Source organism: Candidatus Pantoea bituminis (genome assembly GCF_018842675.1).
Classification (GTDB): Bacteria; Pseudomonadota; Gammaproteobacteria; order Enterobacterales; family Enterobacteriaceae; genus Pantoea; species Pantoea phytostimulans.
In genome coordinates this window covers 2,250,836-2,271,124 of record NZ_JAGTWO010000004.1, presented here as the reverse complement: position 1 = coordinate 2,271,124, position 20,289 = coordinate 2,250,836, and the positions used below count along the sequence as shown (strand labels likewise).

Here is a 20,289-nt window from a genome sequence, read left to right as displayed (position 1 = left end):
GATAAAAAAACAGGCGGCGCATTCTATCATGCGTCGGCGTGGCGCGCACCTTCATGAAAAGGCCAGTTAAACGGGCTGACCAAATGTAAAGGATAACGCGCACCTTGCTGCCATAAGCGTACGCTTTCTGCCACCAAAGGCGAGCGCAGGTTAGAGGCAGAGAGAATCTGCGCTGGCGGCAACCACCAGCAGCAATCTATGTCGCTGTCCTGTGGCGCGGTCGGCAGCTTTTCAGCGAGATCCAGACCAAAAAGGAAACGCACAAAAGGTGTATTGTCCGGTGCGATCCACTGTTGAACGCCGAGGAAATAGTGCATCGGTTCATCGATGCCGGTCTCTTCATACAGCTCACGCTGTGCAGCGGCTAACAGCGTTTCATCGGCCTCTAAATGACCCGCCGGCTGATTCCAGGTTGCGCAACCGTTGATCTGCTCTTCAACCACGAGCAGTTCACCTTGGGCGTGAACCAAACAGGCCACTGTGACATGAGGTTTAAACATTGAATCTCCGCAATTGTTAACCTGACGTTATCAAAACGGCAGGGCATTTAGGGCGTTTCAGTGACATCGCACCATTCGCCAGAAGGCAAATCATCCAACGTAAAATTCCCCATCGCATAGCGAATCAGGCGCAGTGTAGGGAAACCGATATGTGCTGTCATGCGGCGAACCTGGCGATTACGCCCTTCATACAGGGTAATTTTAAGCCACTGCGTGGGGATGTTTTTGCGTTCACGAATAGGGGTTGACGCGGCCATAACCACGTTGGTTCGGCGACTTTTTCTATACCTGCGGGCAGCGTCAGGCCATCTTTCAGATTAACGCCATCGCGTAGCGGTTGCAGATCGCTCTCTTGCGGCTCGCCTTCAACCTGCACAAAATAGAGCTTGCCGGTGCGCTTGCCAGGCTGCGTAAGCGCGGCCTGCAAGGCGCCATTGTTGGTGAGCACCATCAAACCTTCACTGTCGCGGTCCAGCCGACCTGCGGCGTAAACATCGCTAACGCTTACGTAATCTTTCAGCGTGCGCCGTCCCGCTTCGTCAGTAAATTGCGGTAACACGTCAAAAGGTTTGTTAAAGAGTATGACGCGCCGCGGTGCATCTGGGCGCGTGGGCGATCGCCGTACCGGACGTGCTGGGCGGCTGAATCGTTTATCCTGGTGAATTCGTTGAGAAGTTTTTCGCATAGGCTTTGCAGTCAGAAACAATCGGCGCATTATAACGCGAAATTGCGGTGATTGGCGTAGCGGAAATATTCAAGTAGTATTGATCCGCATCTTACAAATCATTAACAAAAAATCGCTCGAAGGAGAGGTTGATGGAAAGCAAAGTAGTTGTTCCGGCGGAAGGTCAAAAAATCACCCTGGATCAGGGAAAACTGGTTGTCCCAAATAACCCAGTGATTCCTTATATCGAAGGTGATGGTATCGGCGTTGACGTATCACCTGTCATGCTGAAAGTGGTTGATGCCGCTGTGAAAAAAGCCTACAACGGCGAGCGAAAAATTTCCTGGATGGAAATTTACACCGGTGAGAAATCCGTTGAGCTTTATGGCCAGGACGTTTGGCTGCCGCAAGAAACCCTCGACTTAATCAAAGAATATCGCGTTGCCATCAAAGGCCCGCTGACCACCCCAGTCGGTGGCGGTATTCGTTCTCTGAACGTTGCCCTGCGCCAGGAACTCGACCTGTACGTGTGTCTGCGTCCAGTGCGTTACTACAAAGGCACGCCAAGCCCGGTTAAACGTCCAGAAGAGACCGACATGGTGATCTTCCGCGAAAACTCAGAAGATATCTATGCCGGTATCGAATGGAAAGCGGGTTCTGCGGAAGCAGATAAAGTGATCAAATTCCTGCGTGAAGAGATGGGCGTGAAGAAAATTCGCTTCCCAGAGCAGTGCGGTATTGGCGTTAAACCGTGTTCAGAAGCAGGCACCAAACGTCTGGTTCGTGCAGCGGTTGAATACACCATCACCAACGATCGTGATTCACTGACGCTGGTTCACAAAGGCAACATCATGAAGTTCACCGAAGGTTCTTTCAAAGACTGGGGTTACCAGTTAGTGAAAGAAGAGTTCGGCGGCGAACTGATCGATGGCGGTCCGTGGATGAAGTTCAAAAACCCGAACACCGGCAAAGAGATCATCGTTAAAGATGTGATCGCCGATGCGTTCCTGCAGCAGATCCTGCTGCGTCCAGCGGAATATGACGTTATCGCCTGTATGAACCTGAACGGTGATTACATCTCTGATGCCCTGGCGGCGCAGGTTGGCGGTATTGGTATTGCGCCGGGTGCGAACATCGGTGACGAATGTGCGCTGTTTGAAGCGACTCACGGTACTGCGCCGAAGTATGCAGGTCAGGACAAAGTGAACCCTGGTTCAGTTATCCTGTCCGCAGAAATGATGCTGCGCCACATGGAGTGGTTCGAAGCAGCTGACTTGATCGTAAAAGGTGTTGAAGGCGCTATCGCTAACAAAACCGTGACTTACGATTTCGAACGTCTGATGGACGGTGCCAAACTGCTGAAATGTTCAGAGTTTGGTGACGCAATTATCGAAAACATGTAATTGCTGTCGTCCCAAAAACCCCGCGATGGCTAATGCGATCGCGGGGTTTTTTTATGATTATTTTCTTGGCCTCTATTTTTGGTTCCAGTGCCGCCATTATCAAGCGCGTTGATAATGTTATACAATCTGCCACCAAAGCTACTAGGCCGGTGTGGAGAGAATTAACCATGGCGAATCAGCAATATCTTTTTTGGGTAATGGCGGGGGCGTTGACGCTGTTATTTCTGGTGGTCTCGGTGTTCGTGGGTATGTCACGGACAGCAAAGCACGGCTACATTACCTTCGGCGTTATGTTTGCGATATTAGTCGTCGGCGCATTCATTATTAGCCGCTAGCGCTTGGGTACGATAAAAAAACCGGCGCCCAGGCCGGTTTTTTTATTATGACTGCGGCTGTCCTACCGGACCCGAACCCAGGGTGCCACCCGGTGATGCCTGACCACTTGGCGCATGTGGACGTCCATCTTCTTTCACCGCGCTGCTACGATGTGAACAACCTGCCAGAGCAGTAAGCGTTGCTACAACCAGCAGTAATGCTGAAGCCTTCTTCATGTGACCACCTTTTTGGAAAGTTAACGAAAGTGTTTCTAAAATTTCGAAGTTTTAAGCATAGACAACGAAACCATTCCATCCAGTAAAATGTGTTTATTTTTCATGGGTTTTATCTGAAAGGAGAGGCTTTATTACTGGGGGTGAAAGCAGAATGGAAATCAATTTTGGAAAAAGGCGTAAGCAGAATGGGAAACACAGACAAGCAATAAGATAACGGAAGCCACAGGCTTCCGTTAATAGAAGGGGATTATTTACGTCCCAGCAGGAAGCCGATGAAGACACCGACGCCTGCGGCTACAGCTAATCCAGCAAACGGATTCGACTGCACCTGATCTTTGATGCAATCAGCCGCATCGCGTGCAGCATAGCTAGCCTGGTTTGAATAGCGACGTGCGGCACCCTTAGCTTGATGCTTAGGTGAATTGGTCGCTTCACCCCACTGTTCTTGCGCTGCACCCGCTGCTTCTTTTACTGCGTCTTCAATTTTTCCTGACATCTTTATCTCCTTGGTTTTAGTTACACCTCAAAGCGTAGCAAACGTGGCTGATTCTGCGGCGAAAGAAAGTAAATGAATCACTAAAAATCATTTCCGGCTGTGAACAGCGTTAACTTTGCAGGCTAAGCGTTTACTGTCTAACCTTTTCGAAGCAGCTCTTTTCAACAGCGAAAACGGAGGAACCATGAAACGTGATGTGCTGAATGAAGACGATTATGATGAAGTTTGTCGGGTGATTGGCGATGCTGTGATTATGCTGGCAGAAGCAGGCCATGACACCAAACGAGACGAAATATTCGACTTGTTAAAACGCACCCGGCATCATCGCGCACGCAGTGAACGCGATGAGCAGAAAATGCTTGAACATGCGATTCGCTTGATAAAACCCTGAGGTTAAAAAACCGGTATTCAACCGGTTTTTCTTTTTACTGCAGCAGCACACCTTGAATTAAATTCGCCTTAACCACTTCCACCTGATTAATCTTCAGGGCCTGCATATAACCTTCTACCAACAATAAATTACTGACATCAGTTGCACGGTAGTCACCGTTTAGTTCGCTGTCGCCTTTCCAGACTTGCTGTTTCGACAATGCTGTCAACGCCGCTAAGGTGTAGCGATTCTGTTTGTCAGGCAGCTGGTTTTTAATGGAAAAGCCATGCACGCCACCAATACCAATCACACGACGCGTAGAAGCGTCTTGTTTGATCTGTGGCGAAACATCGTTACTGGCGTAAAATTCAACGAAACGCAGCACCGACTGGCGCCAGGAACCAATTGGATTAGGCGATCCCTGCGTAGGCGCATTTTTTAACACGCTCAGGATAAAGTTTTTGAGCGTGACTGAAGCCAGTTTGCCTTGATAAACATCAGCAATCGGTTGACCTTGCTCTGGGCGATACGCTGTCATCTGCATTGACCCGCCGCCAATATCCCACACCAGCAAATCCTGATCCTTAACCTGCGGATCATCTAGCGCAGCTTTAGCGGAAAGAAAACCCAGTTCGGCTTCCTGCTGTTGGGAAATGATGCTGAGCTGAACGCCTGCCTGACGGTTAAAGCGGTCAATCACAGCCTGACCATTATTTGCCGAGCGAAACACGGCCGTGGCAACGCCCGTCATCCGTTGAGGATGATAGCGGCGAGCGTGGCTGACTAATTGCATCAGCGCATCCAGACCTTGCTGCTCAATGGTTACATCGAGCTGATTATTGCTGGCATGTGACAAGGCATCGTTGTAACCCACAGGCCGCTGATCTTCATACAGCACTTTTTCAATGCGATGGTGACAGACATCGACCTGTGCAACCGCAATTTTAGTGGTGCCGGAACCCATATCAATGCCGGCACGCGTTTGCAGGCAGTTGGCCGCCTGCGTAGAAAAAGCAAAAAACAGTGAGGCAAAAAACAGCGGTAAAGCAGGGCGCGCAAACAGTCGCATATCGATTCCTGGGTTATTTAGGGCGAAATCAAGGGTGCAGACGCGGGATACCAGCTCACCAGAAAATGACGTAAATGATCAAAGCACCATTCTGCATCTTCCGCTTGTTGGCAATAAAACTGGATGGTGATTTTTTCGTAGTCGCGCTGACGTTGACGCAGTGGTGACCAGCACCAGTCCAGCACCGATCGCGCATAATTCACCAGCGAACCGGCAGCCATAGCGTGCTGCGTTTCTTGTTCTGTCAGATAGCTGTAAAAGGCGTGTTCAAGCTGAAGCGCTTCTTCATGCGTGTGCCGCAGTAAATCTGGGCGAAAAGCCACATCGATGAAGCCGTATACTGCATCGCTTTTTTGCTGCCAGTCGCAGGTTAGCGTCATGAATTTGCCATCCTGCAAATTCACCTCTTCCAGCAGACGCCGCAGATTAGCGGAATGGCGAATAACAGCAATCTCTTCAATGCGATCGGTTTCTAGCGTGAGATCAATTCCGCACGGATTGACGGAGCCATCGGCATTATGCGTAGTGGGGAAGGGGAAATCGATATAACCGTTGTTATCCAGACGCTTTTCCATAAGAAGGATGACCTGCCGCTTGACGTTTTCTGACAATAAACCATCTGGCGGCAGGATTCACCCTTTAAGGGCACGTCCAGGTAATCTGCGTGTCTTGATGAGGATTTATAAGACGAAACTGTTTATTGGAAAGCCTTTGGGCGTAATAACCTTCACGCGTAACGGCGGAGGGCACATATTTGAAACGATCCACTGATTTCAATGTCCCACTCTCCACGGTGACGTTGTCTTTACTCACGGTGAAAGCGTTGACCAGGTCAAAAATAAGGGCATTTGTTTGTCCCATGGGTCGACCATAGATAGTTGAAACTTCTCCCGGACAATCAACGCCTTGTGGGCCAGATGAACATCCGGTGAGAAAAATAAAGAGTGTTAAAATGCCGAGTCGCAACATGATCCTGTTCCTGCTTCAATCCCTGGGAATCCGGTGGCGCTGATTTTATCGCGTTGCGTCACTAATAGCTTGATCATAGCAGTTTTAAAGCAGGTTCCCATTTGCTATTTGTTTAATAGGTAAGCAACAGGAATGTAAAAGGGTGACTTTGGTAACAGTTAAACGGTATTCTTGCCATCTTTGCGCGACAGTTAAGCAAAACCAGGGATAAATGATGAAAGAAGAAGAAGCCAGTCTAATGATTATTCAGCACGCGATTGAGAAGCTTGACGTTGAAAAAAGCAGCAAGTCAATGCGTGTGCCGGTGCAATTCGTGAAGTCATGCAGGCGTATGATGATGATTATGCTGGATTAGCACTGATGTTAGTTGCGGCAGAGGTCGCAGCGGAATAATTATTTAGAAGTCTGCATCGTAGGACGCGGTGCAGACTTTTGCTGCTTCTTTCCTTACGCTTCAATTCCACCTTTTCCTGGTCTCAATTCCACCTTGCTGTGCTAAACCTGATGATTCTCAACCAAGGAGAATCCGATGAAAAAGACATTGATGCTGATTGGCGTGTTAACCAGCGGGTTAGTGCTGGCAGGTTGCGCAGATGATCATATCTTGCACACGCATGATGGTCGCACCATCGTGGTGGAAGGCAAGCCGCAGGTTGATGATGATACCGGCCTGATTACTTACAAAGATATTTACGGTCATGAGCAGCAAATTAATCGTGACCAGTTAACAGAGATGTCTACTGTTAATCATTAATTAGCCATGCGGCTTGACGCTGCAGTGATGTGAGCTGCACATCTCGGCCCGTTTCCTACGGGCCGTTCGCCTTTCTTCTCTGTTCGATTATGTTAAGCTAAAAAATCCCAACAAAATCATAAATCTTCAGCGGAGAGACCCAATGAAGGCTGCAATTATTGCCGCAACACTTTTGGCCTGCCACATTGCCCCGGCCTGGAGTGAAAGTGAGTTCCAAATCAACTGTCCAGGTCGCCCCACTATGACCGTTTCCCGCGCCGAATATGGGCTTAGCACCGTGATGTGGCCGAAAGGCCATTTTCAGGTCGCTGCGGGCCAACAACGCACACGCCTGCAAGATGGCGATAAAGTGGCGATTACCCGCTTTCGTAATGGCGATCAGCTGATTGTTAATAAAAGCAGCGATCAGATGTTTTTCGTCTATCGCGACAGCGATAAACTGCTGCCCTGTAGCCGTACTGACAAGCGCGATGTCGATATCATCAGCCTGGAGCGCTACGACGACAGCCAACATCCTAACTCTTAATCCGTCGCGACAGGAGCACGCATGCAACTGAACATCACTGACAAGGTTACGCATCACGATTTAGATGAGATCCGCTTAGGCTTAAACGCGTTTAATAGCCGATTTATTAATATCGATGAAGTCAAATCTATTGGCGTGTTTGTCAGCAATGCGCAGGGCAAAAAACTGGCCGGATTGACCGGCTCAACCAGCGGTAACTGGCTGCGCATTGATATGTTATGGGTGAGTGAGGCGATGCGCGGGCAGGGCGTGGGCAGCCAGTTGATGCAAGCCGCAGAGGAGGAAGCGCGCCGCCGCGGTTGCTTGTATGCACAAGTTGATACCGTGAGCTTTCAGGCGCGCCCTTTCTACGAAAAGTTAGGTTATACGCTGCGGTTTAGCCTTGATCACTATCCGCGCCATCATCAGCGCCACTATTTAAGTAAAGCCCTGTAATCAAAACAGCGGCTGCTGGCGCAAATCCAGCGGCTGTTGCTCCGCTTCATCTATCGCCGCTAACCAACTTTGTAACGTCACCTTTTTCCACGAAAGATGCCCGCGCGTGGTGCTCATCAGCACCACATCAGGCCGTAGCGTGCGGAAAAACTCCAGCGACTTTTTCAACTCAGCAGGATTGCTATCCGGCACCAATACGCTGATCCAGCGCTCGTGCGACCGTGTAATGGTATCGCCGACAAAAAGATAAGTCAGGCCCAGCGGCGAGTGATAGAGAAAGCTACAGCTGCCGGGTGTATGGCCTGGCGTGGGCAGCAGATGAAAATCACCAAAGTGGGTTTCCTGCTGGCTGAAGGTGTCGTCAGGCTCAACAAAACGGCTGATAGGCCCGAGCGAACGATTATGGCAATAGAGCGCGCTATTAAAGCGTTGCTGAATTATTGCCGCACCGGGTGCAGATTCATGCCAGTGCGTTAGGTAGTGACGGATCACGCCGCCGGCATCGGCTAACACTTCATGGTCGAGGGGTTTTCTACACGACCAATCAACAGGTTGCCGCGTGGATGACGCAACATAAACCCGTGCATCATTAAATCATTAACGGCATCTTCCACCGGAAATTCCGGGGTTGAGATCCACAAATCGTCATACAGCGGCTTCAATGTCGATCTCCCAAACTACAAAAATTTAGCGCAAAACAGGCTGTCCAGTCGCTTGCAGCTGCGCCTGACCTTGCATCACCTGCAAGCGAGCGCTGGCACCCAACGGCAACGTTACGGTGTCGGCCGCGTGGCCAAAGGCAAGATCGCTGATAACGGGCAGTCCGCTTGTATCACGGACGCGTTGCCAGACGGTAGAAAAATCAAAGCCGTTGTCATAATCAGACAGCGCGGTGCTGGTAAAGCTACCCGTCACAATCGCCTGCTGGCGTCCCAAAATGCCGCATTGTTGAAGCTGAATGAGCATACGTTCGATACGAAAAGGGTGCTCATTGACATCTTCAATCACCAGAATGCCGTTTTCGATTTGCGGCATCCACGGCGTGCCAATCAGCGAGCAGATCATCGCCAGATTCCCACCCCACAGCGTGCCTTGCCACTCGCCGCTGTCCGGCGTATCGCTTTGCCACGCCACATTGACTGTAGGTGATGAGACCGCCTGCCAAAAGTGACGCAGCGTAAATTCAGATAAAACCTCTGCGCCAAAGTTTCCCGCTAACATTGGGGCGCTAAACGTAATTAACCCCACTTGCGCTAACAACGCTAACTGAATGGCGGTGAAATCGCTGTGACCACACAACGCCAGCGGTTGATTGAGTAAACGACGCTGCAAACCAATGTAATCGATCGACTCCAGCAAGCGGCTGGCACCATAACCGCCGCGCACCGCCAGTACGATATCCGGCAGTGTTTGCAGCTGCGCTAGCTGATTAATATCGGCCAGTCGCTGCTCATCGTTGCCGGCAAAACGCTGGAACCGACGCGTAATCACGGCGTCATTTTCTACCTGATGCCCGGCATCACGCAAACGTTCGACACCGCGTAATGCGGCAAGCTGGTTGTGACAATAACCGGAAGGGGAGATGAGACGAATTTGACGGGGAACCATAATGCTTTCCTGCTGTTAGCGGGGATCATTCTCACGCGATAATGACGAAAAGTGACGATGAAGTCATCCCGCCACCCCTTTTTTATGCATTTAGGATAAACGGTAATTTTGCTCTACCGCACGCCAGGTATGATAGCCAGCGTAACTCCTGCAACGAGATTAAAAATTGCTGAAAATTCGCCACCTTATGCTCTCGGCTTTATTACTCTCTGGCTGTGCCAGCGAACCGCCAAAACCCCACGTCAAAGAGAAGAACACGCCGTTAACGCAGGCAGCGCCTTCGAATGTTAATGACGCCTGGGCGTTCTTTACCGAAGATGCCGCCAGTCATTATGGTGTTGATGAGAAGTTAATCAGCGCCATTATTAGTGTCGAATCGGGTGGCAATCCAACGGTAGTAAGCCGTTCTAATGCAGTGGGTTTGATGCAGATTAAAGCCTCTACCGCAGGACGTGAAGTCTATCGCACCCAAGGACGTCGTGGTCAGCCGAGCAGCGCCGAGCTGCGCGATCCGGCCAAAAATATCGATATCGGTACGGCGTATTTGAAGATCCTGCAGGATTCAGTATTGTCGGGTATTCGCGATCCCTTGACACTGCGTTATGCCACCATCGTCTCTTACGCAAATGGCGCAGGCGCATTACTACGCACCTTCTCACGCGATCGCGATCGGGCCATTGCAATGATCAATGCCATGTCGCCAGATGAGTTTTATCAGCATGTGCAAAACAAACATCCGGCTGCGCAGGCACCGCGCTATCTTTGGAAAGTGACAACCGCTTACCGCACGATTTAATTCTAACCGGACAGGGCATCAACGGCTGTCCGGTTTACGCCATCAATAACCGCGCCGTCGGATAATCCACGATAAGTACATTCACATAACCGCCACGCAGTGCGCCGCGAATCGCAGGCGCTTTATCTTTTCCGCCCGCCAGCGCCACGACCTGTGAACACTGCTTAACCTGCGCCAGCTCCATACCAATCACCGGATCTTCGTCCGCCGTTAAAACCGGCTCGCCAGCAGCATCAAAATAGTGCAGACAAATATCGCCCACCGCGCCGCGTTCGGCGAGCGTGCGCAACATCTCTTCATCGTAATAGTTGCCAGAATTACGCAACAGTGCCGAAGGTTCCAAATCGCCAATCCCGACAATGGCTAAATCGACTTCATCAAATTTTTGCAGCACTTCCGCGACATCGGCATTGGCTGATAAACGCTGGCGATCGCTGACTGAATGTTCAATCGACTGTGAAGGCAATAACCAGGCCGGACAATTCAACAGGGCGGCAAGATTCTGCGTTAAAATCGTTGCCTGCACATTGCCGTTGGCACCCACGCCACCCAGCAATTGGATCACACCTTTACAGGGCGAATTCAACGGATGCAGCGCATCCACCATGGCGCGAATAGTCCCGCTCCAGGAGGAGATGCCAATTAGCTCATCAGCACGTAAACGCGTCTCCAGATAGTGCGCTGCCGCTGAACCAATGGCCTGCTTAATCTGCAGTGCCGACGCGTTATCCGGTACATCTACCACGATCGCCTGCGGCAAGCTAAAGCGCTGCTCGATGGCCTTTTCCAGTTCAGGAAATACATTGGCAGGCGGCACCACGCTGATCTTCACCACACCTTCTTTCACGCTGCGATTAAGAATGCGTGAGACAAACGATTGCGACAATTTTAGCGACTGGGCAATCTCTGATTGCTTCATCCCTTCGACATAGTAAAGCGTGGCAATCTTTACCATCAGCCGCTGTTCATCCTGTTTAGCCATCGATTATTCCTTCTCTGATTCTGCCCGGTATTGTTAACCAGGGCGGCAAAAATCACAACGCAGGACAAATTGTGATCGTTTTCGCTTTTTGACGATCTGGCATTGGACGATACGCCAAGGCAGGCGCATATTCAGTTTGCATATAAAATCGCAATTGAATATTTATTCAAGCGGAGAATAACCGATGAACGTACCTCTCGTCAAAATTACCCTACTGGCTTCAATGATGGCATTTTCAGCCGCTTCGCTGGCCGCAGATAAAGGCTTGCTGGCAATTATTACCCCTTCACACGACAACCCATTTTTTAAAGCCGAAGCCGACGGCGCGTTAGCCAAGGCCAAAGAGCTGGGCTATGCCACGCTGGTCGCCTCACACGATGATGATGTGAACAAACAGAATCAGCTGATCGAAACCGCTATTGCCCGCAAAGCCAAAGCGATCATTCTGGATAACGCCGGCGCGGATGCCACCGTTGGTCCGGTACAAAAAGCCAAAGATGCTGGCATTCCGACTTTCCTCATTGATCGTGAAATCAATAAAACCGGCATAGCGGTGGCGCAGATCGTCTCCAATAACTATCAAGGCGCGCAACTCGGTGCAGAAAAATTCGCCAAGCTGTTAGGCGGCAAAGGGGATTACGTTGAGCTGCTGGGGAAAGAGTCCGATACCAATGCAGGCGTGCGTTCGCAGGGTTATCACGATGTGCTGGATGATTACAGCGACATGAAAATGGTGGCGCAGCAAAGCGCTAACTGGAGCCAAACCGAAGCCTTCAGCCGCATGGAAACCATCCTGCAAAAATATCCCAACATCGTTGGTGTGATCTCCGGTAATGACACCATGGCGCTGGGTGCCGAAGCCGCGCTGAAAGCTGCAGGCAAAACCAAAGTGATTGTGGTCGGCTTTGATGGCAGCGACTACACGCGTGATTCCATCCTCAATAAAGGCAACATCAAAGCCACCGTGCTGCAACCTGGCTGGGATCAGGCACAAATGGCCATCACGCAAGCGGATTACTACCTGAAAAACGGTAAAGCGCAGAAAGAAGAGAAGCAGTTAATGGATTGCGTGCTGATTGACGACAGCAATGCATCGAAACTGAAAAACTTCAATCTGGCTAAATAAGGCGGAGTGCGCATGAAGCGGATGCTGATTCTGTTCGGGGCGATGACATTTCTAAGCGCCTGTACGGTGGTGGATCTGGATGCAGACGGCAAGCCGATCCTGCCAAAAGATCCTAACGCCAAACCGGGCTACACCGATCAAACGCCGCAGCAGATCGCGGAGGAGAGTTGGCAATCTCGTGTAATGGAAACAGCAAACGGCCATGCGCTGAGCTGGGCTGATATGGAAACCAAAAGCCAGACGGTGAAAGCGGGCACCAGCGAAAGCGTGTTCGTGCGTGCCAGCGGCATCGTCACGGCTTTTGATACCAGCAATGCCCGGGAACATAAATTAACCGTCACGATCAACGGCAAGCCGGTGAACATCAATATCGGCCCGGTATTGCGCAGTAATGGCATCCGCGATGCCGCCGGTTTCCGCTTTGAAGAGTTCACGAATCAGGTGCAGTACGCGCAACTCACCCGCGCGTTAAACCGACATGCGGTGAAACAGTTGCCCAAGGTCGATGAAAGCTGGGTCAACAAACCGGTGCAAGCACTGATGGCGGTGACAATGCAACGCGGCAATGTTGATGATGTGGTTGCGGTTCAGCTGAAGCCGGGGACTCCCTGATGAGCAATGACATCATTCTGCAGGCGAATAACATTTCGATGCTGTTTCCCGGCACTTTAGCGCTGGATCGGGTTGATTACCGCGTCTGGCGCGGCAAAGTTAATGTGATTATCGGCGAAAACGGTGCGGGTAAATCGACCCTGATGAAAATTCTCGCCGGCGTTCAGCAGCCAAGCAGCGGTGAACTGCTTCTTAATGGCGAAAAAGTGACGCTGAATAGCACGCGGGATGCAGCACGTCACGGCATCGGTATGGTTCATCAGGAGTTAAACCTGTTTGAAAACCTGTCGGTGGCAGAAAACGTGTTTCTGGGCCGAGAATTGCAAAGCGGCATTCGGCCAATTAATGAAGCGGAGCAGGAGCGCCGCACAGCCGCACTAATGCAGCGGCTGGATCAAAAGATCTCGCCCAAAGAGCGCGTGGGTAACCTCAAGGTTGGGCAACAGCAGCTGGTGGAAATTGCTAAAGCGCTGGCGGAAGACGCAGATATTCTGATCCTCGATGAACCGACTTCGGCGTTGAGTAAAACCGAAGTGGAAATTCTGTTCCGCGTAATCCGCGAACTGACGCGGCAGGGCGTTTCGGTCATCTATATCTCGCACCGGCTTGAAGAGCTGATGGCGATTGGTGATGTGATCACTATCCTGCGCGACGGACGTTTTCAGGCGGAAGCCAACGTCACTGAAATCGATGTGCCGTGGATTGTGCGCGAAATGTTGGGCAGCGAACCCGTCACTAACTTCCTGCCAGAAGAGCGTGATTTTGGTGCGCCGATGCTCGAAGCGCAGCACATCACCTGCGTTAGCCCAAACGGCAATACGCTGGTGGATGATGTGAGTTTTCAGGTACGCGCCGGTGAAATTGTGGGTATTTATGGCTTGATGGGCGCGGGTCGCACCGAACTGTTTGAATGTCTGTTAGGTAGCCAGCGCAATTACCTCGGCAAGCTGTGGCTCGACAGCAAACCGCTGCCAACCCGACTACCTACCGCCGATCGCATCCGCATGGGCATGAGTCTGGTGCCCGAAGATCGCAAGCGCTCCGGTATTTTCCCGGTCTCGTCTGTGGCCAGTAACCTCACCATTGCCAGCCTGTGGCGGCGGTTATCGCATCGTGTGGCTATCGCTCAGCAGCAGGAGCAGGAGGCGGTTGCCCGCACGGTAGGGAATCTGGCGATCAAAGTCTCCTCACCCGAGGTGGCGATCAGCGCGTTAAGTGGCGGTAATCAGCAGAAGGTGGTAATTGGCCGATCGCTGTTGACCAATCCTCGTTTGCTGCTGCTGGATGAACCCAGTCGCGGCATTGATGTTGGTGCCAAAGCGGAGGTATTTCGCATGATGGTGCAGCTCTCAAAACAGGGCATTGCCGTGCTGTTTTCGACCTCAGATCTCAAAGAAATTATGGCGGTGGCCGACCGTATTTTAGTGATGTCCGGCGGCAAACTCACGGCTGATATTCCGCGTGATCAAGCGGAAGAGTCAGCGCTGGTTAAAGCAAGTGCGCAGGGGTTTTAAACATGAAAACCAATCCAGCCGTGGCGCTGGCCACTCAACCCGTCAAGGCGTTTAATTCGCGCGAAAGCTTTCTGCTACTGCTGCTGAAGCTGCGCACCTTTATTGCGCTGATTCTTATCGTCGGCTTCTTTTCCATTACTGTGCCGGACTTTCTCGCGGTGGGCAGTATGGTGATCATGGTGAAACACATCGCCATTAACGCCTTTCTGGCGCTGGGTATCACTTTTGTCATTATCACCGCCGGCATCGATCTTTCCATCGGCGCCACGCTGGGTCTATGCGGCATGATTGCGGGTTGGCTGATCACTAAAGGCATTGTGCTGCCGTGGTTTGGTATCGCGATTTTCCTGGATGTCTGGCTCATCGTACCGATTGTTCTGCTGGTCGGCGCCTTAATTGGCGCAGGTAACGGCTGGATCATCACCCGCTATAACGTGGCCCCGTTTATCTGCACGCTCGGCACGATGTATATCCTACGCGGTGCCGCGATGTTGACTTCCGGTGGCGAAACCTTTCCCGGTCTGCAAGGCAATCCGCAACTGGGCAACACCGGATTCGATAAAATCGGGGCAGGCAATTTCCTCGGCTTACCTTACGCCATCTGGATGATGGTTGTGCTGGCGCTGGTTATCGCCTATATCGCCCGTCGGCTGCCGTTTGGCCGTCAGGTTTATGCCATTGGTGATAATGAACGTGCGGCTGAGCTTTCAGGCGTCAGGACTAAACGGGTCAAAATATGGGTCTATACGCTGTCCGGTTTTTGCGCCGCGATAGCGGGCATCGTGGTGTCGTCGCAACTGGTGGCGAGCCATCCCGCTAACGGCACCGCCTTCGAAATGAATGCGATTGCCGCAGTGGTGTTAGGTGGAACCTCGCTGGCGGGGGACGCGGCACTATTCTCGGCACCTTAATCGGCGCTTTCGTTATTGGCTTTCTGGCTGATGGATTAATCATGATGGGCGTGAGCGAATTCTGGCAGATGGTGATCAAAGGCATCGTCATTATCATCGCCGTTATCATTGATCAGACGCAGAATCGTATGCAGCAAAAAGCCGCTGTGGTTGCGCAGAAAGCGCTGATAGAGGAGGGCGGTGAAGCAAAAGGTTAATCGGTAACGGTGCAAGCCACGCTTGCTTGCACCTTTTTTGGCTGCTATGAATATATATTCATAAGCGATTTAAAATTCAGAGGTAGTGTATGAATCCTTTCAATCTCTCGGTGGATGAGCTGAAAAGCAAAGCGCGTGCGATACGCCGTCGCATTATACAACTCAACGCGGGCAGCCCAGCGGGCGGCCATACCGGTGCTGATTTATCGCAGGTCGAAATTCTGACGGCGCTCTATTTCCGCATTCTGAATTGCGCGCCCGATCGCACAGAGGACGATCAGCGCGATATCTATATCCAGTCTAAAGGGCATGCGGTAGGCGGTTATTACTGCGTGTTAGCCGAAGCGGGCTATTTTCCCACGGAGTGGCTGCCGACCTATCAGCATGCCGATTCGCATTTGCCGGGCCATCCAGTGCGGCAGAAAACCCCCGGCGTGGAGTTGAATACCGGCGCGCTGGGACACGGTTTACCGGTGGCGGTTGGCATTGCCATTGCTGCCAAGAAAGACAACAGCAAACGCCGTATTTTTGTGGTCACTGGGGATGGCGAGCTGGCGGAAGGCAGCAACTGGGAAGCGGCGCTGGTGGCGGCCCATTACGGTCTCGACAACCTGATCATCATCAATGACAAAAATAAACTGCAATTAGCGGGCAGTACCCAAGAGATCATGAACACCGATCCGCTGCCCGAAAAATGGCGCGCCTTCGGTCTTGAGGTCAGGGAATGCAGCGGCAATGACATGGCTGCGGTAGTCGAAGCCATTGAAAGCCTGCCGCAAAACGGCAAGCCGCAGGTCATCGTCGCCCATACCGAAAAAGGGTTCGGCATCTCCTTCATTCAAAGCAAACCCGAATGGCATCACCGTGTGCCAAAAGGGGAAGAGATAGACCTGGCCATGGAGGAACTGAAAGATGAGTAATGCACAACATTTAGCTAGCGTGATGGTGACCGCATTTATCGATGCGGTGAACCGTGGCGTGGATCTGGTACCGGTGGTCGCAGATTCAACCTCAACCGCCAAAATTTCGCCTTTCATCAAAGCATTCCCGGATCGTCTCATCAATGTCGGGATCGCCGAACAGACGTTGGTTGGCACCGCCGCTGGCCTGGCGCTGGGCGGTAAAGTCGCCGTCACCTGCAATGCCGCGCCTTTTCTGGTCTCACGTGCCAATGAACAGGTCAAAGTTGACGTCTGTTACAACAACACCAACGTCAAACTGTTTGGCCTGAATGCCGGCGCCAGCTACGGCCCGCTCGCCAGCACCCACCACAGCATTGATGATATCGCCGTTATGCGCGGCTTCGGCAACATTGAGATCTACGCGCCTTCGTGCCCGCTTGAGTGCCGCCAAATCATTGATTATGCGCTGGAGCATGTGGGGCCAGTTTACATCCGGCTCGACGGTAAAGACCTGCCACAACTGCATGAGGAGAGCTATCGATTCAAGCCTGGTCAAATCGATCAATTGCGGGAAGGCAAAGAGATTGCACTGGTGGCGATGGGTTCCACGGTTCACGAAGCAGTTCACGCCGCGACGCAACTTGCTGAGCAAGGTATTTCAGCCGGTGTGATCGCCATTCCATCGATTAGACCTTGCGATACCCAACAACTGCGCAACCTGTTAAATCACTATCCAGCGGTGATTACTGTTGAAGAGCACAACGTGAATGGTGGCGTCGGCAGCCTGGTCGCAGAAGTCTTAGCAGAAGGTGGTTGTGGCATTCCCTTGCTGCGTTTGGGCATTCCAGACGGGGAATACGCCATTGCGGGCGATCGCGCCTCAACCCGCGCTCATCACGGCATTGACGCTGCCAGCCTGGTAAAAAATGCATTGCGCATCTGCGCAGGAGCGTAAGCATGACAGAACCTGTGATTCTGGCGATTGACGAAGGCACCACCAATGCAAAAGCGATTGCGGTTGATCGTCTGGGCAAGGTGGTGGCACGCGGCAGCCAGAGTTTGACGCTGGAACATCCGCAGCCGGGGCTGGCGGAGCAGGATCCCATGGCCATCTGGCAGGCAGTTAAGCAGGCGATCACACAATGTCTGGCGCAGTGTGCTGGCGCATCCGTTGCGGCGGTCGCGATCAGTAATCAGCGTGAATCGGTGTTGATTTGGCAGCGTAGCAACGGCACGCCGCTCACGCCGCTGGTGAGCTGGCAGGATCGCCGATCCGAATCGTTTTGTCGCGATCTGCATCAGGCAGGAAAAGCGCCGCGCATCACCGGTCTGACCGGCCTGGCGGTTGACCCGATGTTTCCTGCTGCCAAGCTCACCGGCATGCTGGCAGCCATTCCCGACGGCGCAGCGCGTGCAGCTGCGGGCGAACTGTGCATCGGCACTGTGGAGAGCTGGCTTACCTGGCAACTTACTGCAGGCGACTGTTTTATTACCGATCATGCCAACGCGGCACGCACCCAGCTTTACAGTTTGCACCGTAATGACTGGGACGATGAGCTGCTGGCCCTTTTTCAGCTGCCGCGCGCGGCGCTTCCGACCATTACCCCTCGGCCAGTGAACAGGGTGTGGTGGCCGTGAATGACATTGCGGGTTTATCACCGGGCACACCAATCCTGGCGCGTATCGGCGATTCTCATGCGGCGTTACAGGCCCAACGCCGGGGCGACGCAGAAGTGGTAAAAGCCACTTATGGCACCGGTTCATCACTGATGATGTCAATGGCAACGCCATTGATGACCGAAAATGGTTTGAGCACCACCGTGGCGTGGCATGACGGCGAGCTGCGTTATGCCTTTGAAGGCAACATTACTCACACCGGTTCGGGCGCGGCTTGGCTGGGTAAAATGTTGGGTATTCAAGATCCACGCGAGTTGACTGCGCTGGCAGAAAGCACCGTTGATAATCAAGGCATCTATTTTGTTCCAGCACTCTCGGGACTGGGCGCGCCCTGGTGGGATCTCAAAGCCCGCGGCATGGTGTGTGGGCTGACAGATGCCGCCACACCCGCGGTTTTAGCGCGCGTCGCGTTAGAGTCGATCACCTTTCAAATCGCTGACGTGTTCTTCGCCATGGAGCAAGCCAGCGGCCAGCACCTTCCCGCGCTCTGCGTGGATGGCAGCGCAACTGAAAACGGCTGGCTGATGCAGCTACAGGCCGATGTACTACAGCGTCCGCTTCATCGCGTGCCAACCGCTGAAGTCTCTGCGCTGGGGGCCGCTTTGCTGGCAGGAAAAGTGCTGGGTTGGTGGCAGCAGGGCAATGAAATGCAGGCGCTTCAAGGCGGCAGCGTAATTCTGCCGCGTGAACACCACGCGCAAAAAATGCAGGAAAACTATAAAGGCTGGCTCGATGCGGTGGCCCGTTGCCGCTATCAGCCACAATAACTTTCTTCGGAGCAGAGCAATGTCAAAACTTCCTCAGCAGTTGACCTTCGGCGTCATCATTGGCAACCGCGGTTTTTCCCCAGCTATTTGGTGGGCGAAGCGCGCCAGCAGGCGGTAGCGCTGTTTGAAAAACTCAATATCAATACCGTGATGTTGAATGAATCGCAAACCAACCTCGGCGGTGTTGAAACGCGCCAGGAAGCCAAAACCTGCGCCGAGCTGTTCCGCCAGCATCGTGACAATATTCACGGCATCGTGGTTTTACTGCCTAATTTTGGCGATGAAAAAGCGATTGCGGAAGCGTTGCGTCTTTCGGGACTGAATGTGCCGGTGTTGGTGCAGGCAGAAGAAGATAATCTCGATAAAATGGGACTGGCGACGCGCCGCGACAGCTTCTGCGGCAAGATCTCGCTGTGCAATAACCTGCGCCAATATGGCATTCCTTTCAGCTTAACGCGTCAGCACGTTTGCGCCTTAAGCGGTGAAATATTCATGCAAGATTTGCAGCGTTTCACCCAGTTGTGCCGGGTCGTCCACGCCATGCGGCGGGTACGCGTTGGCGCGATTGGTGCGCGTCCGGCGGGGTTTAATACCGTGCGATACAGTGAAAAATTGCTGGAAAAGATGGGCATCGCGGTAGAAACCCTCGATCTGTCAGAAATTTTTAGCCGCATCAAGCGGCTGCGTGACGATGATATTCGGGTAGCCGAAAAGCGTGAAATTCTTGAAGCGAACGCCGACGCGCGCGGCATCCCCGATGAAAAGCTGCAAACTATGGCGAAGCTGTTTGTGGTGATCAGCGAGTGGGTGAATGAAAATGATATCGATACCACCGCAATTCAGTGCTGGACGTCGTTACAGGAGAACCTTGGCATCAATGTCTGCTCCATTATGAGTGTGATGTCAGGCCAACTGATGCCCAGTGCGTGTGAGGTTGACGTAATGGGCGCGCTGTCGATGTATGCGCTGGCCAGCTGTTCGCTCAATCCCGCGTCGTTAGCGGACTGGAATAATAATTTCGGTGACGATCGCGATAAATGCGTGCTGTTCCATTGCGGCAACTTTGCCAGCGCCAGCCTGGAATCACCGACCATGGGAACCGCCGATATCATTGGCACTACCGTCGGAAAAGAGAACACCTGCGGCGCGGTGCATGGACGAATGAAAAGCGGGGACCTGACCTATTTCCGCCTCTCGACGGATGATTTTAACGGCGAGATCAAGGCTTACGTCGGAGAAGGGTTATCCGTTGACGATCCACTGGACACAGTGGGATGCCGCGCTGTGATTCAGGTGCCTCAACTGGAAAATTTACTGGCGTGGATCTGCCGTAACGGTTTTGAGCATCATGTGGCGATGAACCATTCAGCCACTGCCGCGGTGTTGCAAGAAGCGTTCAGCAACTATCTGGGCGTAAGTTGTTATCAGCACAGTTAAGGTTTCAACGCCTCATCCCTAAG

The 20,289-nt window shown here is 52.4% G+C and carries 21 protein-coding genes and 5 pseudogenes; 16 read left to right on the top strand and 10 right to left on the bottom strand.

Features of this window, described 5'->3' with window-relative positions; all coding sequences use genetic code 11:
• Window positions 1–26 precede the first annotated feature (26 nt).
• Both KQP84_RS14445 and rluE read right to left on the bottom strand, forming a co-directional pair.
• A complete protein-coding gene (locus KQP84_RS14445) occupies window positions 27–500 on the bottom strand; it encodes an NUDIX domain-containing protein (protein ID WP_215847040.1) in 474 nt (157 codons plus the stop codon).
• Window positions 501–547: 47 nt separating this feature from the next.
• Window positions 548–1,215 (bottom strand): annotated as a pseudogene (gene rluE, locus KQP84_RS14440) (23S rRNA pseudouridine(2457) synthase RluE).
• A 101-nt stretch (window positions 1,216–1,316) separates the two neighbouring features.
• Here rluE and icd point away from each other — a divergent pair.
• Window positions 1,317–2,567, top strand: coding sequence for an NADP-dependent isocitrate dehydrogenase (gene icd / locus KQP84_RS14435; RefSeq protein ID WP_215847039.1), 1,251 nt, complete (start codon window positions 1,317–1,319; stop codon window positions 2,565–2,567).
• Window positions 2,568–2,734: 167 nt separating this feature from the next.
• A complete protein-coding gene (locus tag KQP84_RS14430; RefSeq protein ID WP_215847038.1) occupies window positions 2,735–2,902 on the top strand; it encodes a hypothetical protein in 168 nt (55 codons plus the stop codon).
• Between the two features lie 45 nt (window positions 2,903–2,947).
• Here KQP84_RS14430 and KQP84_RS14425 read toward each other — a convergent pair whose 3' ends face one another.
• Complete coding sequence (locus KQP84_RS14425) at window positions 2,948–3,118, bottom strand: YgdI/YgdR family lipoprotein (protein ID WP_215847037.1); 171 nt, start codon at window positions 3,116–3,118, stop codon at window positions 2,948–2,950.
• 247 nt (window positions 3,119–3,365) lie between these two features.
• Window positions 3,366–3,614 (bottom strand): ElaB/YgaM/YqjD family protein, encoded by a 249-nt coding sequence (locus tag KQP84_RS14420; RefSeq protein ID WP_215847036.1) that lies wholly within the window; start codon window positions 3,612–3,614, stop codon window positions 3,366–3,368.
• Between the two features lie 184 nt (window positions 3,615–3,798).
• Here KQP84_RS14420 and KQP84_RS14415 point away from each other — a divergent pair, with 184 nt between their 5' ends.
• On the top strand, window positions 3,799–4,005 hold the full coding sequence (locus tag KQP84_RS14415; protein ID WP_215847035.1) for a DUF2767 family protein: 207 nt from the start codon (window positions 3,799–3,801) through the stop codon (window positions 4,003–4,005).
• A gap of 34 nt (window positions 4,006–4,039) precedes the next feature.
• Here KQP84_RS14415 and KQP84_RS14410 read toward each other — a convergent pair whose 3' ends face one another.
• The 3 genes from KQP84_RS14410 to KQP84_RS14400 all read right to left on the bottom strand — a co-directional run bounded on the left by KQP84_RS14410 (window position 4,040) and on the right by KQP84_RS14400 (window position 6,022).
• Entirely contained in the window at window positions 4,040–5,053 is a 1,014-nt protein-coding gene (locus KQP84_RS14410; RefSeq protein ID WP_215847034.1) for a Ppx/GppA phosphatase family protein, read from the bottom strand.
• A gap of 17 nt (window positions 5,054–5,070) precedes the next feature.
• Window positions 5,071–5,628 (bottom strand): hypothetical protein, encoded by a 558-nt coding sequence (locus KQP84_RS14405; protein WP_215847033.1) that lies wholly within the window; start codon window positions 5,626–5,628, stop codon window positions 5,071–5,073.
• 64 nt (window positions 5,629–5,692) lie between these two features.
• Window positions 5,693–6,022, bottom strand: a complete 330-nt coding sequence (locus KQP84_RS14400) for a hypothetical protein (RefSeq protein WP_215847032.1) — start codon at window positions 6,020–6,022, stop codon at window positions 5,693–5,695.
• Window positions 6,023–6,233: 211 nt separating this feature from the next.
• Here KQP84_RS14400 and KQP84_RS14395 point away from each other — a divergent pair, with 211 nt between their 5' ends.
• From KQP84_RS14395 to KQP84_RS14380, 4 genes are all read left to right on the top strand, one after another.
• On the top strand, window positions 6,234–6,377 hold the full coding sequence (locus tag KQP84_RS14395; RefSeq protein WP_215848376.1) for a hypothetical protein: 144 nt from the start codon (window positions 6,234–6,236) through the stop codon (window positions 6,375–6,377).
• 174 nt (window positions 6,378–6,551) lie between these two features.
• Entirely contained in the window at window positions 6,552–6,776 is a 225-nt protein-coding gene (locus KQP84_RS14390) for a YgdI/YgdR family lipoprotein (protein ID WP_215847031.1), read from the top strand.
• Between the two features lie 142 nt (window positions 6,777–6,918).
• Entirely contained in the window at window positions 6,919–7,302 is a 384-nt protein-coding gene (locus KQP84_RS14385; RefSeq protein ID WP_215847030.1) for a hypothetical protein, read from the top strand.
• A 21-nt stretch (window positions 7,303–7,323) separates the two neighbouring features.
• Entirely contained in the window at window positions 7,324–7,737 is a 414-nt protein-coding gene (locus KQP84_RS14380; protein WP_215847029.1) for a GNAT family N-acetyltransferase, read from the top strand.
• Here KQP84_RS14380 and KQP84_RS14375 read toward each other — a convergent pair.
• Together KQP84_RS14375 and ldcA are read right to left on the bottom strand one after the other, a co-directional pair.
• A pseudogene (locus tag KQP84_RS14375) lies at window positions 7,738–8,399 on the bottom strand (MBL fold metallo-hydrolase).
• Between the two features lie 25 nt (window positions 8,400–8,424).
• Window positions 8,425–9,345 (bottom strand): muramoyltetrapeptide carboxypeptidase, encoded by a 921-nt coding sequence (ldcA, locus tag KQP84_RS14370; RefSeq protein WP_215847028.1) that lies wholly within the window; start codon window positions 9,343–9,345, stop codon window positions 8,425–8,427.
• A 166-nt stretch (window positions 9,346–9,511) separates the two neighbouring features.
• On the opposite strand from ldcA, the gene emtA reads away from it, so the two are divergent.
• The gene (gene emtA / locus KQP84_RS14365; RefSeq protein ID WP_215847027.1) at window positions 9,512–10,141 is read left to right on the top strand and encodes a membrane-bound lytic murein transglycosylase EmtA; all 630 of its coding nucleotides are present in this window, start codon (window positions 9,512–9,514) and stop codon (window positions 10,139–10,141) included.
• Between the two features lie 34 nt (window positions 10,142–10,175).
• Here emtA and KQP84_RS14360 read toward each other — a convergent pair whose 3' ends face one another.
• On the bottom strand, window positions 10,176–11,123 hold the full coding sequence (locus KQP84_RS14360) for a sugar-binding transcriptional regulator (protein ID WP_215847026.1): 948 nt from the start codon (window positions 11,121–11,123) through the stop codon (window positions 10,176–10,178).
• 184 nt (window positions 11,124–11,307) lie between these two features.
• Here KQP84_RS14360 and KQP84_RS14355 point away from each other — a divergent pair, with 184 nt between their 5' ends.
• From KQP84_RS14355 to KQP84_RS14320, 8 genes and pseudogenes are all read left to right on the top strand, one after another.
• Window positions 11,308–12,249 carry a D-ribose ABC transporter substrate-binding protein gene (locus KQP84_RS14355; RefSeq protein ID WP_215847025.1) on the top strand — a complete coding sequence of 314 codons (942 nt, stop codon included), beginning with the start codon at window positions 11,308–11,310 and terminating at the stop codon, window positions 12,247–12,249.
• A 12-nt stretch (window positions 12,250–12,261) separates the two neighbouring features.
• A complete protein-coding gene (locus KQP84_RS14350; protein WP_215847024.1) occupies window positions 12,262–12,861 on the top strand; it encodes a DUF2291 family protein in 600 nt (199 codons plus the stop codon).
• Window positions 12,861–14,375 carry a sugar ABC transporter ATP-binding protein gene (locus tag KQP84_RS14345; RefSeq protein WP_215847023.1) on the top strand — a complete coding sequence of 505 codons (1,515 nt, stop codon included), beginning with the start codon at window positions 12,861–12,863 and terminating at the stop codon, window positions 14,373–14,375. Before KQP84_RS14350 ends, KQP84_RS14345 begins: the two co-directional genes overlap by 1 nt.
• 2 nt (window positions 14,376–14,377) lie before the next feature.
• Window positions 14,378–15,483, top strand: a pseudogene (locus KQP84_RS14340) (ABC transporter permease).
• An 89-nt stretch (window positions 15,484–15,572) separates the two neighbouring features.
• Window positions 15,573–16,403 (top strand): transketolase, encoded by an 831-nt coding sequence (locus tag KQP84_RS14335; RefSeq protein WP_215847022.1) that lies wholly within the window; start codon window positions 15,573–15,575, stop codon window positions 16,401–16,403.
• Window positions 16,396–17,340 carry a transketolase family protein gene (locus KQP84_RS14330; RefSeq protein WP_215847021.1) on the top strand — a complete coding sequence of 315 codons (945 nt, stop codon included), beginning with the start codon at window positions 16,396–16,398 and terminating at the stop codon, window positions 17,338–17,340. The genes KQP84_RS14335 and KQP84_RS14330 overlap by 8 nt, the downstream gene beginning before the upstream one ends.
• 2 nt (window positions 17,341–17,342) lie before the next feature.
• Window positions 17,343–18,829, top strand: a pseudogene (locus KQP84_RS14325) (FGGY family carbohydrate kinase).
• 19 nt (window positions 18,830–18,848) lie between these two features.
• Window positions 18,849–20,266 (top strand): annotated as a pseudogene (locus tag KQP84_RS14320) (L-fucose/L-arabinose isomerase family protein).
• The last annotated feature ends 23 nt before the right edge of the window (window positions 20,267–20,289 follow it).

What these genes read in the sequence shown, in the direction of transcription:
- KQP84_RS14445 (WP_215847040.1), bottom strand. Translation starts at nt 500, where the DNA reads ATGTTTAAACCTCATGTCACAGTGGCCTGTTTGGTTCACGCCCAAGGT.
- icd (WP_215847039.1), top strand. Translation starts at nt 1,317, where the DNA reads ATGGAAAGCAAAGTAGTTGTTCCGGCGGAAGGTCAAAAAATCACCCTG.
- KQP84_RS14430 (WP_215847038.1), top strand. Translation starts at nt 2,735, where the DNA reads ATGGCGAATCAGCAATATCTTTTTTGGGTAATGGCGGGGGCGTTGACG.
- KQP84_RS14425 (WP_215847037.1), bottom strand. Translation starts at nt 3,118, where the DNA reads ATGAAGAAGGCTTCAGCATTACTGCTGGTTGTAGCAACGCTTACTGCT.
- KQP84_RS14420 (WP_215847036.1), bottom strand. Translation starts at nt 3,614, where the DNA reads ATGTCAGGAAAAATTGAAGACGCAGTAAAAGAAGCAGCGGGTGCAGCG.
- KQP84_RS14415 (WP_215847035.1), top strand. Translation starts at nt 3,799, where the DNA reads ATGAAACGTGATGTGCTGAATGAAGACGATTATGATGAAGTTTGTCGG.
- KQP84_RS14410 (WP_215847034.1), bottom strand. Translation starts at nt 5,053, where the DNA reads ATGCGACTGTTTGCGCGCCCTGCTTTACCGCTGTTTTTTGCCTCACTG.
- KQP84_RS14405 (WP_215847033.1), bottom strand. Translation starts at nt 5,628, where the DNA reads ATGGAAAAGCGTCTGGATAACAACGGTTATATCGATTTCCCCTTCCCC.
- KQP84_RS14400 (WP_215847032.1), bottom strand. Translation starts at nt 6,022, where the DNA reads ATGTTGCGACTCGGCATTTTAACACTCTTTATTTTTCTCACCGGATGT.
- KQP84_RS14395 (WP_215848376.1), top strand. Translation starts at nt 6,234, where the DNA reads ATGATGAAAGAAGAAGAAGCCAGTCTAATGATTATTCAGCACGCGATT.
- KQP84_RS14390 (WP_215847031.1), top strand. Translation starts at nt 6,552, where the DNA reads ATGAAAAAGACATTGATGCTGATTGGCGTGTTAACCAGCGGGTTAGTG.
- KQP84_RS14385 (WP_215847030.1), top strand. Translation starts at nt 6,919, where the DNA reads ATGAAGGCTGCAATTATTGCCGCAACACTTTTGGCCTGCCACATTGCC.
- KQP84_RS14380 (WP_215847029.1), top strand. Translation starts at nt 7,324, where the DNA reads ATGCAACTGAACATCACTGACAAGGTTACGCATCACGATTTAGATGAG.
- ldcA (WP_215847028.1), bottom strand. Translation starts at nt 9,345, where the DNA reads ATGGTTCCCCGTCAAATTCGTCTCATCTCCCCTTCCGGTTATTGTCAC.
- KQP84_RS14360 (WP_215847026.1), bottom strand. Translation starts at nt 11,123, where the DNA reads ATGGCTAAACAGGATGAACAGCGGCTGATGGTAAAGATTGCCACGCTT.
- KQP84_RS14355 (WP_215847025.1), top strand. Translation starts at nt 11,308, where the DNA reads ATGAACGTACCTCTCGTCAAAATTACCCTACTGGCTTCAATGATGGCA.
- KQP84_RS14350 (WP_215847024.1), top strand. Translation starts at nt 12,262, where the DNA reads ATGAAGCGGATGCTGATTCTGTTCGGGGCGATGACATTTCTAAGCGCC.
- KQP84_RS14345 (WP_215847023.1), top strand. Translation starts at nt 12,861, where the DNA reads ATGAGCAATGACATCATTCTGCAGGCGAATAACATTTCGATGCTGTTT.
- KQP84_RS14335 (WP_215847022.1), top strand. Translation starts at nt 15,573, where the DNA reads ATGAATCCTTTCAATCTCTCGGTGGATGAGCTGAAAAGCAAAGCGCGT.
- KQP84_RS14330 (WP_215847021.1), top strand. Translation starts at nt 16,396, where the DNA reads ATGAGTAATGCACAACATTTAGCTAGCGTGATGGTGACCGCATTTATC.